Raw genomic sequence first — 11,078 nt, 5'->3', positions numbered from 1 at the left:
CCGAGGAGGCGGCCGCCACGGCCTTCGACCACGTCACGATCGACTGGAACTCGCACGGCCACGACCCCCAGCACGGCTTCGACGTCCCGCATTTCGACGTCCACTTCTATCTGCTGGACAGGCCGACGGTGGAGTCGATCCATCCCTTCGCTCCCGGCTACATCCCCGCTGCTGCCCGCGTGCCCGACCCGCGCTACCTCCCGAAGGGGTACGCACCGTCCGGAGATCCGCTGACCTCGACGGTCGCAGGTATGGGACTGCACTGGGTGAACACCACCGAGACCGGGCACGATTCCGCTGCGGAACACCACTTCACCGAGACGGTGCTCTACGGCACGTGGGACGGCCGGCAGGCGTTCATCGAACCCATGATGAGCCGGGAGTGGCTCGCGTCCCGGCCTGCGATCCACGAGCCCCTTCCCCAGCCCGAGGCCTACCAGCGCGCGGGTCTGTACCCCACCACCTACTCCGTGTGGTGGGACGAGGCGTCGCAGACGTACACGGTCGAACTCGGCGGGCTCACGATGCGCGAGGCGTCGTAGATCGGCCGGTCGAGCGGGCTCAGTCCAGCGGGGAGACGCGGATGAGGTTGCCGTCCGGGTCCGACACCACGAATGTCCGCCCGAACACCTCGTCGCGAGGTGCCTCCACGACCGTCACCCCCTTGCCGGCCCACTCGTCGTAAATCGCATCGACGGCGGCTGCCGAGCCCGGCACCATCAGGCCCACCTCCGAGAACCGCGGCGCGTTCGCATCCACGGTCTCGGCACGACCCGACCACAGCGCGAACAGCACTTCCGGCGCCACTTCGAAGCAGACGTAGCGCGGGGTCGTCATCTGCGGGGTCATGTCGAACAGGTCGCTGTAGAAGCGAGTCGCACGTTCGACGTCGGTCACGTAGATCAGGAACAGGTTGGGCGACGACACGGTCATCGACATCCCCTTCCGGTAGGCGGTGAAGGCTTCGGGGACTACCGTGGCACCGAAACCCGACAGTTCCTGTCGTGTTTTCGAAAGGAGATCGAACAGTCCGTGAACCGGCCGCAGCGGTTGCTGAGCATGCTGGTCGTCCTGCAGGCCCGCAGACGGGTCACGGCCGCCGAACTCGCGGAGGAATTCGGCGTCTCCGGGCGCACCGTGTTGCGCGATGTGGAAACGCTTGCTGCTGCGGGCCTTCCGGTGGTCGCCGAACGCGGTAGGTACGGCGGCATCGTGGTGCTCCCCGGTCGGCAGACCGACCTGAACCGGCTCACCGCGTCCGAGGTGGACGTCCTGCGCGCCCTGGGTCTCGACATGGGCCGGGCCCGGCAACTCGGTGTCGACGCCACCGCACGCGACGCCGTCCACAAGCTCACCGCGCGCGGCCGGCGCACGCCGTCCAGCGCACGCGAGAACGACCTGCTGCCGCTGACCGAGGTGGTCACCGTCGACAACCGGGGATGGTTCGCCGCCGAGGACCGGGCCGACGTCGCTGCGCTCACCCGCGACCTGCGACGCGGACGGCGACTCGCGATCACCTACCGCTCGAGCGGGCACCGCGACGAACGCGAGATCGTCGTCGATCCGTACGGTGTGCTCTCCCGCGCCGGCCGTTGGTATCTCGTGGCCGACGATCAGGGGCGACCACGACTGTTCGCACTCACCCGCCTGAGTGCGTGGAAAGTGCTCGACCGGCCGCGCCGCCTGTCCCCCGGCCGGACCCTGCCCGCCCTGGCACGCGAACTCGGCGACGCGCTCGAACGACGCGAGGACGTCGTCGTCACCGCCGAGCTCGCGACGAGCCGTCTCGACCTCGCCCGGCGCATCCTCGGTGCCCGCCTGCGCGGAAGCACCGCAGGGCCGCGACCGGCCGTTTCGCGGATCACGGTGGCCTACGACTCGATCGACGGTGTGCGGCAACTGCTGCAGTTCGGCGAGCACATCGAGATCGTCGGGCCACCCGAGGCACGGGACCTCGTGGCAGGACTGGCCGAGTCGCTCCTCCGCCGTCATACCGCGCATCGTCGCCGCCCGTGAACTCCCGATGATCCGAAACCTGTCCCGGCTGCGGGGCGATTCCTATCGTGGGGAGATGTTCGACGCGCACCTGCACATCATCGATCCGCGCTTCCCCCTCGTCGAGAACGACGGGTATCTACCCGAACCGTTCACCGTCGACGACTATCTCGCGCGGGTCGCGCATCTGGGCGTCACCGGAGGAGCGGTGGTGTCGGCGTCGTTCCAGGCCTTCGATCACAGTTTCCTCCTCGACGCGCTCGACCGGCTCGGTCCGTCCTTCGTGGGTGTCGTGCACCTGCCGGTCACCGCTTCGGACCACGAGATCGTGCGGCTCGACGCGGCGGGCGTGCGGGCGGTGCGATTCAACGTCCGCCGCGGCGGGTCGGCGACCCTCTCCGAACTCGACCGGCTCGCCCGCCGGGTCCACGATCTCGTCGGCTGGCACGCCGAGTTGTACATCGATGCCCGCGATCTGGCCGATGTGCACTCGACGATCGCGGCGCTACCCGCGGTGTCGATCGATCATCTGGGATTGTCGCGGGACGGCCTGCCGTCACTGTTGCGCCTGGTGGACAGTGGTGTCCGCGTGAAGGCCACGGGGTTCGGGCGCGTCGACTTCGCGGTGGCCGACGCGCTGCGGGCCCTCGCCGATGCGAATCCCGCTGCCCTCGTGTTCGGCACCGATCTGCCGTCGACACGGGCACCACGACCGTTCCGGGACACCGACATCGCCCTCGTCGAGGACGTGCTCGGTGACGACCTCGCCGACGCGGTATTGCGCCGCAATGCTTCCGGGCTGTACCGGATCGAGACCGAAACCGCTCCAGGAACTTCGGTGTCTCGATAGACTCACGCTCGTCATCGGTGCGCGGGACGCGCCGCGGTATTCCTCGCCGCGGTCGGCTCCCGGACGTGACGTCCCTTTTTCCGAGGAGCAGCACCATGCCTGCACTGCGAAGTGCACGTCGAATTCTCGCCCTGGCGGCTCCCCTCGCTGCCGCAATCGCATTCACCGGTGCGGCGACCGCTGCACCCCCTCAGCCGCTGGGCACGGCGATCACCATCGGCTGCATCAATCAGGGCAGCCTCGCGTCGTTGACCTCGGTCGCGGCGCAACCCGGACCGGACGCCGGTATTCCCGGCGGACACGTGTTGTTCTCCACGCGGGAAGCGCTGTGGCCGGTCCCGGCAGCAGGCCAGGTCAGCGTCGCATGGCTCAATCGCACCACCGGCCGTACCGGCATCGTCGATCTGGGCGGTGCGTACCCGAACCTGTCGGCGCTGGTCGACACCGGACCGGGTGAAGTCGTGGCCACGGTGTTCGGCTCGGTGAATCTCGGCAGTGGACCGCTGTGCAACTCGACCCCCGCAGCCGGAGGCGTCGTAGTGCCGTGACATCGGGAGAGGCATCCGGCACCGCCCGCACCGGATGCCCCGTCACCGAGGTGAATACATGATGATGGCGACGCCCACGAGGCAGACGAGCGCGCCCGCGACATCCCACCGATCCGGCCGGAAGCCGTCCATCACCATGCCCCACACCAACGAACCGGCCACGAACACCCCGCCGTACGCGGCGAGGATGCGTCCGAAGTTCGCGTCGGGCTGGAGCGTGGCGACGAAACCGTAAGCGCCGAGCGCGATCACGCCCAGCCCCATCCAGATCCAGCCGCGGTGCTCGCGCACGCCCTGCCACACCAGCCACGCACCACCGATCTCGAACAGGGCGGCAACGGCGAACAGCAGCAACGACTTCAGCACGGTCACACGAGGAACTCTAGTCCTGCGGCACCGCACCCGACTCGATGCCGCGCACGCGCTCGTCCATGCCGTGATCGTCGAGCATCACCACGTCCACGCCCCGTCGACGCGTGGCGTTCGCCGCACTCGTGGCTTCCGTCGTGTGTCCGCCCTGCCCGGTGAGAAGCCGACGGGTCACAGTTCGTCGATGGAGATCACACCGTCCTGCAGGGCGCGGGCGAGCAGTGCGGTCTTCGTGGTCGCCCTACGCCCGACCCGGGCATACTTCTCGCGAATGCGGACGATGTGGGTGCTGACCGTGGCTGCGGTGACGAACAGGCTCGCAGCGGCCTCTGCCTTGGACTCGCAGAGCAACCAGGCCCGTAGGATCTCGATCTCGCGAGCCGAGAGTGCGGGCTTCTGTGGTGCAGGCTCCTGAGCCGGGGAATGTCCGAGCATCGTCGTCATAGCGCGTCCCTACCGAGATGAATACATGGGATCGAGCCGGGTCCCCCGACGAACACCGTTTCGAGTGGATACAACGTAACGGTTGAAGGCAACAATCACCCATACCGATCTCTTTCTGCCCGACAGAATACGGGCATCGGTACTTCGACCGCTCAACCGATCCGCCGGCCGTCGCGCCCGAGCTCGATACGTCGATGTCAGGAGTCGGCGCCTGCTTCCTCTTCTCGCACCACGCTCGACGCGTCGATGTCGTCGCGCAGACCGCGCCAGCTCGCGTGCCGCACACGGTCTCCTTCCGTCCATCCCCCGAACCGCACTTCCCCCACGAGTTCGGGCCGCAGCCACACCGCATCGCGGCGTTCGGCGGCCGGCACCTCGTTCGCGAACGGGTTCGTACGACTCGTGTGTCCCTTCATGGTCTTCGCCACCGACAGAAGGGTCTCGGCGTCGAAACCGGTCCCCACCTTGCCGACGTAGACGAACTCGCCGTCGTCGTAGACGCCGAGCAACAGGGATCCGAAGGTGGAGGCGCGATTGCCGCGGCCGCGCCGATATCCTCCGAGCACGACGGTCTGGGTGAGCCAGTTCTTGGACTTGATCCACCCCGCTCCGCGTTTGCCCGGCAGGTATACGGAGTCACGGCGCTTCGCGACCACGCCCTCCCAGTTCTTCGCCCGGCTGCGGTCGAGAGCGTCGGGTCCGTCACCCGGGAGCAGATCGGGGACGATCAGTCCGTCCGTCGCGGCGGCAAGCGCCTCGAGGACCCGGCGGCGATCGTCGTAGGTCTTGCGCAGCAGCGAGACCCCGTCGAGATACAGCACATCGAACACGCGGTACTCGTAGTTCACGCCGCGCTGCAGCATCGAGAAACTCGTCACGCCGGAACGGTCCACCGCGACGATCTCCCCGTCGAGCACCGCCCGGTGACCGTCGAGGATCGTCGCGAGTTCGACGAGCTTCGGATAGTCGCCGGTGACATCGCGTCCGGATCTACTGCGGAGCCTCACCGTGCCGTCCTCGATCTCCGCGATCGCGCGGTATCCGTCCCATTTGCCTTCGAACGCCCAGTGTTCGGCGTCGAGATCCGAGACGTCACCGGGGGTCGCGAGCATCGGCGCCAGGTCGTGCGGGAAGACCTTCGACCCCGACGGCCCGCCGTCGGACGAAGGCTCGGGGGTCGGCTCCGCCTGGTCTTTCATGCGATGCGCGAGCCACTGGTTCTTCTCGGTGCGGATCAGCGCGTACCGTCCCTCGATCCGCTCGCCGTGGAAACGGACGATCACCTCGTCGTCCCGCCACTTCTCGGTGTCGTAGGTGCCGGTGTCCCACACGGTCATGCTGCCGGCACCGTATTCGCCCTTCGGGATCGTCCCGTGGAAGGTCAGGTACTCGATGGGATGATCCTCGGTCCGTACCGCCAGGTTGTTGCGCCCGGAGGTCTCCGGCAGGTTCTTCGGCACCGCCCAGGAGGCCAGCACACCGTCGCGTTCGAGCCGCAGGTCGTAGTGCAGGCGACGCGCATGGTGTTCCTGGATGACGAACCTGTTGCCGGGACCGTCGTCCGGGACGCGGTCGGGCACGGGTTCGGGGGTGCGCGCCGCGTCGCGCTTGCCGCGGTAGGTGTCCAGGGCGTCGCCGCCGGACGCAGTGCCGCCGCCGAGCGGCGGATCCAGTCCGGCGAGCAGGTCCCCGAGCTCGTCGATACGAGCGAGCACGTCGCGGAACTGCAGTTGCGAGAGGTCGGGATCGTCGAGTTCGTCCCAGCTACGCGGGGCTGCAACCCACGGCTCGTCGCGACCGCGCAGCGAGTACGGAGCCACCGTCGTCTTGGAACTGTTGTTCTGACTCCAGTCGACGAAGACCTTGCCTTCGCGCGCGGATTTCGCCATCGTCGCGGTCACCAGGCCGGGAAGGGTGGTCTCGAGATTGCGCGCGACCTGCTTCGCCACCTTCGACGCCCCCGCCGAGGACAACACCCGGTCGAGCGGAACGTACAGGTGTATCCCCTTGCTGCCACTGGTCACGGGATAGGCGTCCCACCCGAGTTCTGCGACGGTGTCGCGCACGTGGCGGGCGACCTCCGCGCACTCGGCCAGGCCCACCCCGGGCCCGGGGTCGAGATCGAAGACGATGCGGGTCGCGGGTCCGGCCTTCTCTCCGTCGAAACGCCACTGGTGGACGTGGAGTTCGAGGGCTGCCTGTTGTGCGAGCCAGACCAGTCCGGCGACCGAATCGAACAGCGGGTAGGTGACCCGCCGGTCCTTGTGGTGCAGAGTGCGACGCTCGATCCATGCCGGTGCGTGGTCCGGAAGGTTCTTCTCGAAGAAGGACTGTCCACCGACGCCGTTCGGCCACCGGTTGCGGGTCGTGGCCCGGCCGGCGATGTGGGGCAGCATCGCCTCGGCGATCGCTTCGTAGTACTCGACGACCTCACCCTTCGTCGTCCCGGTGCTCGGATACAGCACCTTGTCGAGGTTGGTCAGGGTGATGCGGTGACCGTCGATCGTCCGGGTCGGCATACTTCGGATTCTGCCAATTCGGACGCGTTCGGGTGCGGTGTCGAAGAGGGTGATCGGGGCGGCACGTCCGTGAACGCCGAAGCTCCGGGCGGACAGATTCGAAGCAGCGTGAGGCACGCTGTACAGCGCCGAAACCCTGTCGCCCGAGCAGGGGAATGGGGCGGCAGGGTCCGGCATCGCCCGAGTGGCCGACATCGGACCCACCCGGCGGCGGTGATCGTCCGCGCAGGGGGGTGACAGGCGATCATCGTTATCCCGAGAGTACGCCGAATGGCCCCGGCCGGGATCGAATGTGCATGTTCGAGGTACTGCCGACGGGGCAGGTGGACGCATCCGACCCCCTGCGCCGGAAGTCTCACGCCCCGTCGGCAGTCTCGACAGCGACGCATTGTTCGCTTCCGGTGCAGTCTATTCGTTTTTCGGCGATTCGTCGGTAATCCGATCGGATCACAACCGTCCCGTGCCGGTCACACGAGGGGATCGACCGTAGACGGACCGGTATTGCGCCGCGAACCGGCCGGGCGACGAGAAGCCCCACCGCGCCGCTATCGAGGCCACCGTCTCGCGGTTCGGGTCGGCGGTCTGCAGATCACGGTGGGCCCGCTCGAGTCGTACCGAACGCAGGTACCGCACAGGCGTCGTGTGATGATGGCGCACGAAATCGTATTGCAGGGCGCGCCCTCCGACGCCGGCGGCAGCGGCGATATCGGCCAGTCTGATCGGGCGAGCAGCTTCGGCCTCGATGAAGGCGACGGCCTTCTGCAGAGCCGCAGGCGCGGGTGCGGTGTCCAGCACTTCCCGGATCGAGGACGGCTCATGTGTCCGGCCGGAGACGAGCACCTCCTCCGCCAATCGAACCGCCGGTACGGCGGCACGGCGGGAGGCCCGAAGCAGCGATTCCTTCGCCTGTCCGGCATCGAGGCCGTATCGTTCCATCAGCACGCCCGTCGCCCGTTCGATTGCAGCCCGCGAGGCCCACACCTGCTCCTCCGAGGGAGAAAGGTGGATCTCGCCCACCCGCTCGTTCGCACGTGTGTCCATGATCCGTTCCCACCGTCCGGACGGCCCCTATGTCAGCATACGTGCACGTCGACCGCCTGCCGGCCGAAGATTCCGTAGCCCACGTCGAACCGGACCCGCTGACCACTTGTCAGGAAGCGGTAACCGCTCCCGTCGATCTGTGAATAATGCACCAGGATTTCGGTGCCGTCGTCGTCACGGATGAATCCGTGTCCCAGACCGGCATCGAACCACAGCACAACTCCGTGCTCCATTGTCGTCCCCTGCCACCGTTCGCGAATTTCCCGACGGAGCAGCGATGCGGAAGCGTATCCCCTGCGCTCCCGGCAGTCCCTCTGCACCTGTCATTGAATCCTGTTCGGGGGGCCGGGGGAAGCGCCCGCGCCGAATCGGTGACATTCGTACCATTTCTTCCGATTCATCTGCGTGCCAACGGGGTTGGTTCGAGTCCGGACTTCCGGAAGTAGAGAGGTGCACCCGATGCCTCCGCCGGTGTACCTACACACCGCATGTCTGTCGATGTATACCCAACGGGCACTTGTCATTCGGATCGTCTCGACAATCCGTTCGAGGACGGATCAGGTGACAGACTCCTCCTTCACCACATCGGACCCTCCGGTCCGTTCCGCAGCGGTGATCGCGCAGGCCGCACCGACGAGGGTGAGGTGACTGAAGGCCTGAGGGAAGTTGCCCACCTGTCGCCCTGCCTGCACGTCGTACTCCTCCGCGAGCAACCCGAGATCGTTGGCGAGTCCGAGCAACCGCTCGAACAACGCACGAGCGTCGTCGACGCGGCCGTTGAGGGCCAACGCGCTCACCAACCAGAACGAGCAGGCGAGGAACTGTCCTTCGTCACCGGGAAGTCCGTCATCGGTCTTCGCCGTGGAATAACGCGACACGAAGCCGTCGCGACCGAGTTCGTCCCGGAGCGCATCGAGCGTCGACGTGACCCGATCGTCGGTCGGGGGAAGGAAACCGACGAGCGGGATGAGCAACACGCTGGCATCGAGTTCCGCGGAGCCGTAGTACTGTGTGAACGTACCGCGGACCGGGTCGTATCCCCGTTCACACACCTCGCGGTGGATCTCGTCACGGGTCTGCTTCCACCGTTCGACGGGAGCCTCGAGCCCGAACGTCTCCGCGAGCCGGACCGCCCGATCGAAGACGACCCAGGCCATCACCTTGGACTGTGTGAAATCCCGGCGGGGACCGCGCGTTTCCCAGATCCCGTCGTCGGGATCACGCCAGATCTTCTCCACGTGCTCGATGACGGCCTGCCACCTGGGCCACATGTGCGGTTCGATCCTGCCGATCGCTTCGGCTCCCTTGTACGCGACGCTGAGGACTTCTCCGTACACGTCGAGCTGGAACTGTTCCGCGGCCGCGTTCCCGACCCGGACGGGTGCCGAACCTTCGTAGCCGGGAAGATGTCCCACCTCGAACTCGGTCAGTCGACGTTCTCCTCTGATGCCGTACATGATCTGCACATCGGCCGGATCACCCGTTCCCGCCCGGAGCATGAAATCACGGAAGGACAAGGCCTCACCGGTGTACCCGCCTGCGAGCAGCGCTTCGAGTGCCAGGACCGAGTCGCGCAACCAGCAGTATCGGTAATCCCAATTGCGTACCCCGCCGAGTGCTTCGGGCAGTGAGGTGGTCGGGGCCGCCACGATTGCACCGGTCGTCTCGTCGGTCATCCCTTTGAGGACGATCAGGGACCGCATCACCTCCTCGCGATACGCCCCGCTGTAGGTGCATCGTCCCGTCCAGTCGCGCCACCACTCCACGGTTCGCGCGAGCGCGGATTCGGCGTCCTCGACGACGGGAGCCGGTTCGAAGGATGCGTGCCGGTCCAGGCCGAATCGGTACCGGGCGCTCTCCACGGCGACGAATTCGGATTCGATGCTTCCTGCACGGATTTCCAAGGGCACCGTCGTACACAGATGGAAGGCATCGGGACCGGCCGTCGCAACAGCACCGTCGGCCACGGCCTCCACCCACGGCGTGACGGCAGCGTAATCCGGTCGCAACGACAGGTGCATGCGCATCGGTACCCGGCCCCGCAGACCTTCGACGATGCGGATCAGCCGAGGCGGGCCCCCTCCGCGGCGAGGCATGAAGTCGATCACCCGGACGGCACCGTCCGCCGTCTCGAAATCGGTCTCGAGCACCAGGGTGCCGTCGACGTAGCGGCGGGTGATCTCGACGGGCTCCGTTGCGGGTGCGACGAGCCAGCGTCCGTGTTCCGGGCCGCCGAGCAGAGCCGCGAAGCACGAACCGGAGTCGAACGAGGGCAGGCACAACCAGTCGATCGAGCCGTTGCGCCCGACCAGCGCGGAGGTCTGCAGATCACCGATGAAACCGTAGTCCTCGAGAAGCATGCCGTTACCTCCGCGAGAAATGGAGTCGAGTCCTTCGATAGTCCTCTGTTCCCGGATGCGGGGTCAAGGTCACGGTTTCGACTCGGCACTGCCACTCGAGTACTTCCGCGGGGATCATGACGAGCAGAAGTGCGGCGACATCCTTCGCGACGGAAAGCACGAGATGATCGAGAAGCCGGCATCGGAACCGTCTGCCCCCATACGGCGAATGTTGCTGCCCCTCGCCCTCGCCCAGTTCATCTGCAGCTTCGCAGGTTCGAACATGAACGTGATGATCAACGACATCAGCGTCGACCTGGACACCACGGTGCAGGGCGTCCAGACCGCGATCACCGTGTTCCTTCTGGTCATGGCGGCGTTCATGATTCCGGGCGGGAAGCTGACGGATCGATGGGGCCGCAAGCGATGTTTCGTCGCCGGCCTCGTCCTGTACGGGGCAGGCGCGCTCATGAGTGCGGCAGCACCCGGCCTGGGCATCCTGATCGTGGGCAACTCGATTCTCGAAGGAATCGGCACCGCCCTGCTGATCCCGCCCGTGTACATCCTCACGACAATGCTCTTCACCGACACGAAGTCTCGGGCACGGGCCTTCGGCGTGATCACGGGGATGGGTGGGATAGGCGCCGCAGCAGGCCCGCTGATCGGTGGGTTGATCACCACCGCGATCGACTGGCGGGCGGCCTTCGTGTTCCAGGCTCTGATCGTCGCCGCCATCGTTCTTCTGAGCAGAAGACTCGATGATCCCCTGCCCCCGGACCCGACCACACCGTTCGACGGAATCGGTGCCGTGCTGTCGGCCGCAGGTCTCGTCTGCATGGTCATGGGAATCCTTCAGGCGGACAACGCACTCTCGGTGTCGGCGACACTCATCGGTATCGGAATCCTGCTCGTCGTGGGATTCTTCCTGCACGTACGGAGATTCGAACGGGCCGGCAGAGTGCCGCTGCTGTCG

Annotated in this window: 13 protein-coding genes; 5 read left to right on the top strand and 8 right to left on the bottom strand. The window is 66.7% G+C overall.

The features are described from left to right. A partial coding sequence (locus R1101_RS0108950) for a DUF5602 domain-containing protein (RefSeq protein ID WP_016933102.1) occupies positions 1–542 on the top strand: 542 nt, incomplete at its 5' end. A gap of 19 nt (positions 543–561) precedes the next feature. Here the strand turns inward: R1101_RS0108950 and R1101_RS26220 are convergent. Beyond that, a complete protein-coding gene (locus R1101_RS26220) occupies positions 562–933 on the bottom strand; it encodes a VOC family protein (protein WP_232284709.1) in 372 nt (123 codons plus the stop codon). 99 nt (positions 934–1,032) lie between these two features. Here R1101_RS26220 and R1101_RS0108940 point away from each other — a divergent pair, with 99 nt between their 5' ends. The 3 genes from R1101_RS0108940 (at position 1,033) to R1101_RS0108930 (ending at position 3,393) form a co-directional block, all read left to right on the top strand. Further along, positions 1,033–2,016, top strand: a complete 984-nt coding sequence (locus R1101_RS0108940) for a helix-turn-helix transcriptional regulator (protein WP_016933100.1) — start codon at positions 1,033–1,035, stop codon at positions 2,014–2,016. A gap of 55 nt (positions 2,017–2,071) precedes the next feature. Continuing rightward, positions 2,072–2,845: an amidohydrolase family protein gene (locus R1101_RS0108935; protein ID WP_129977069.1), complete on the top strand. Its 774-nt coding sequence runs from the start codon at positions 2,072–2,074 to the stop codon at positions 2,843–2,845. Positions 2,846–2,940: 95 nt separating this feature from the next. Beyond that, positions 2,941–3,393, top strand: coding sequence for a hypothetical protein (locus R1101_RS0108930; protein ID WP_016933098.1), 453 nt, complete (start codon positions 2,941–2,943; stop codon positions 3,391–3,393). A gap of 42 nt (positions 3,394–3,435) precedes the next feature. Here R1101_RS0108930 and R1101_RS0108925 read toward each other — a convergent pair whose 3' ends face one another. From R1101_RS0108925 to R1101_RS0108895, 7 genes are all read right to left on the bottom strand, one after another. Further along, positions 3,436–3,765: a YnfA family protein gene (locus tag R1101_RS0108925; protein ID WP_016933097.1), complete on the bottom strand. Its 330-nt coding sequence runs from the start codon at positions 3,763–3,765 to the stop codon at positions 3,436–3,438. A gap of 10 nt (positions 3,766–3,775) precedes the next feature. After that, a complete protein-coding gene (locus R1101_RS30140; protein ID WP_016933096.1) occupies positions 3,776–3,937 on the bottom strand; it encodes a hypothetical protein in 162 nt (53 codons plus the stop codon). Beyond that, entirely contained in the window at positions 3,934–4,206 is a 273-nt protein-coding gene (locus tag R1101_RS0108915; RefSeq protein WP_016933095.1) for a LuxR C-terminal-related transcriptional regulator, read from the bottom strand. Before R1101_RS0108915 ends, R1101_RS30140 begins: the two co-directional genes overlap by 4 nt. Positions 4,207–4,403: 197 nt before the next feature. Further along, on the bottom strand, positions 4,404–6,725 hold the full coding sequence (locus R1101_RS26215) for an ATP-dependent DNA ligase (RefSeq protein WP_016933094.1): 2,322 nt from the start codon (positions 6,723–6,725) through the stop codon (positions 4,404–4,406). A gap of 447 nt (positions 6,726–7,172) precedes the next feature. After that, on the bottom strand, positions 7,173–7,766 hold the full coding sequence (locus tag R1101_RS0108905; RefSeq protein ID WP_016933093.1) for a helix-turn-helix domain-containing protein: 594 nt from the start codon (positions 7,764–7,766) through the stop codon (positions 7,173–7,175). 32 nt (positions 7,767–7,798) lie between these two features. Beyond that, the gene (locus tag R1101_RS0108900) at positions 7,799–7,999 is read right to left on the bottom strand and encodes a cold-shock protein (protein ID WP_016933092.1); all 201 of its coding nucleotides are present in this window, start codon (positions 7,997–7,999) and stop codon (positions 7,799–7,801) included. A gap of 324 nt (positions 8,000–8,323) precedes the next feature. Further along, entirely contained in the window at positions 8,324–10,126 is a 1,803-nt protein-coding gene (locus R1101_RS0108895) for a glycoside hydrolase family 15 protein (protein ID WP_016933091.1), read from the bottom strand. 208 nt (positions 10,127–10,334) lie between these two features. Here R1101_RS0108895 and R1101_RS26210 point away from each other — a divergent pair. Continuing rightward, positions 10,335–11,078 (top strand): MFS transporter (locus tag R1101_RS26210; RefSeq protein ID WP_232284708.1); only part of this gene is annotated, 744 nt, incomplete at its 3' end.

The organism is Rhodococcus sp. R1101 (genome assembly GCF_000278445.1).
Lineage (GTDB): Bacteria > Actinomycetota > Actinomycetes > Mycobacteriales > Mycobacteriaceae > Rhodococcus > Rhodococcus gordoniae.
The sequence above is the reverse complement of the archived record's forward strand: the minus strand, read 5'-3'. Positions and strand labels throughout refer to the sequence as shown.

Bases quoted from the DNA above. Each gene is read 5' to 3' on its own strand.
- R1101_RS26220 (WP_232284709.1), bottom strand. From the start codon at position 933: ATGACCGTGTCGTCGCCCAACCTGTTCCTGATCTACGTGACCGACGTC.
- R1101_RS0108935 (WP_129977069.1), top strand. From the start codon at position 2,072: ATGTTCGACGCGCACCTGCACATCATCGATCCGCGCTTCCCCCTCGTC.
- R1101_RS0108930 (WP_016933098.1), top strand. From the start codon at position 2,941: ATGCCTGCACTGCGAAGTGCACGTCGAATTCTCGCCCTGGCGGCTCCC.
- R1101_RS0108915 (WP_016933095.1), bottom strand. From the start codon at position 4,206: ATGACGACGATGCTCGGACATTCCCCGGCTCAGGAGCCTGCACCACAG.
- R1101_RS26215 (WP_016933094.1), bottom strand. From the start codon at position 6,725: ATGCCGACCCGGACGATCGACGGTCACCGCATCACCCTGACCAACCTC.
- R1101_RS0108905 (WP_016933093.1), bottom strand. From the start codon at position 7,766: ATGGACACACGTGCGAACGAGCGGGTGGGCGAGATCCACCTTTCTCCC.
- R1101_RS0108900 (WP_016933092.1), bottom strand. From the start codon at position 7,999: ATGGAGCACGGAGTTGTGCTGTGGTTCGATGCCGGTCTGGGACACGGA.
- R1101_RS0108895 (WP_016933091.1), bottom strand. From the start codon at position 10,126: ATGCTTCTCGAGGACTACGGTTTCATCGGTGATCTGCAGACCTCCGCG.